3 protein-coding genes are annotated in these 1,394 nt (G+C 66.5%); all 3 read left to right on the top strand.

What is annotated here, in order from left to right; all coding sequences use genetic code 11:
* Positions 1-719 (top strand): enoyl-CoA hydratase (locus tag QZH66_RS16110; RefSeq protein WP_305806899.1); only part of this gene is annotated, 719 nt, incomplete at its 5' end.
* A gap of 41 nt (positions 720-760) precedes the next feature.
* Entirely contained in the window at positions 761-1,063 is a 303-nt protein-coding gene (locus QZH66_RS16105; RefSeq protein ID WP_305806898.1) for a hypothetical protein, read from the top strand.
* Positions 1,060-1,394: nitronate monooxygenase (locus tag QZH66_RS16100; RefSeq protein ID WP_305806897.1), on the top strand; the 335-nt coding region annotated here is incomplete at its 3' end. The genes QZH66_RS16105 and QZH66_RS16100, both read left to right, overlap by 4 nt.

Genomic DNA, 1,394 nt, shown 5'->3' with positions numbered 1-1,394 from the left:
CCGACCCGGGCGACAACTTCGTCCAGCGCGAGGACCAGTCGGTCTACGAGACCGATGCGCCGGTGCTGTACCAGGCTGCGGACGGCATCGCCACCCTGACGATGAACCGTCCCGACTTCAACAACGCGCAGAACTCGCAGATGACCTACGCGCTCGATGCGTGCTTTCGCCGCGCGGTCGATGACGACGGCGTCAAGGTGATCGTGCTGCGCGGTGCCGGCAAGCATTTCAGCGCGGGGCACGACATCGGCACCCCCGGGCGCGACATCAACAAGCCCTTCGAGCGCCAGGCGCTGTGGTGGGACCACACCAACAAGCCCGGCGCCGAGCAGCTGTTCGCGCGCGAGCAGGAGGTGTACCTGGGCATGTGCCGGCGCTGGCACGACATCCCCAAGCCGACGATTGCCATGGTGCAGGGCGCCTGCGTGGCCGGCGGCCTGATGCTGGCCTGGGTCTGCGACCTGATCGTGGCCAGCGACGACGCCTTCTTCCAGGACCCGGTGGTGCGCATGGGCATCCCGGGCGTCGAATACTTTGCCCACGCGCACGAACTGAACCCGCGCATTGCCAAGGAATTCCTGTTCCTGGGCGAGCGCATGAAGGCCGAACGCGCCTACATGATGGGCATGGTCAACCGCGTCGTGCCGCGCGGCGAGCTCGAAGCGCAGACCTACGACANATCCCGGGCGTCGAATACTTTGCCCACGCGCACGAACTGAACCCGCGCATTGCCAAGGAATTCCTGTTCCTGGGCGAGCGCATGAAGGCCGAACGCGCCTACATGATGGGCATGGTCAACCGCGTCGTGCCGCGCGGCGAGCTCGAAGCGCAGACCTACGACATCGCCGCCCGCATCGCCAGTCAGCCGCGCCTGGGCCTGGCACTGACCAAGACCGTCATCAACCGCGTCGAAGAACTGCAGGGCCTGCGCACCACCATGGACCTGGCCTTTGGCTACCACCACTTTGCCCATGCGCACAGCCAGGTGCTGGGCGCCGGCCAGCTGGGCGGCCACGACGCCAAATCCATGGTGCAGGCCAACAAGAAGGAGGGAAGCGCATGAGCCAGCCCCATGACCTGCGCACGCCCTTGTGCGATCTGCTGGGCTGCCGCTACCCCATCGTGCAGACGGCCATGGGCTGGGTGGCCGGCTCTTCGCTGGTGGCGGCCACCACCAATGCCGGCGGCTTTGGCTTTCTGGCCGGCGCCACGATTGCCGCCGACCGCATCGAGGGTGAGATCGTCCGCATCCGCGAGCTGACCGGCGACAAGCCCTTTGGTCTGAATTTCCACATGTTCCAGCCCAACGCGCAGCAACTGCTGGACCTGGCGGTCAAGCACAAGCTGCGCGCCGTCAGCTATGGCCGCGGGCCGGACAAGAAGGTGATCGGCCG

It is taken from the genome of Stenotrophomonas sp. YIM B06876 (genome assembly GCF_030711595.1).
Classification (GTDB): Bacteria; Pseudomonadota; Gammaproteobacteria; order Xanthomonadales; family Xanthomonadaceae; genus Stenotrophomonas.
This window is presented reverse-complemented; position numbering and strand designations above follow the sequence as displayed.

Excerpts from the sequence above, each read along its gene's own strand:
- QZH66_RS16105 (WP_305806898.1), top strand. The coding sequence starts at position 761 with ATGAAGGCCGAACGCGCCTACATGATGGGCATGGTCAACCGCGTCGTG.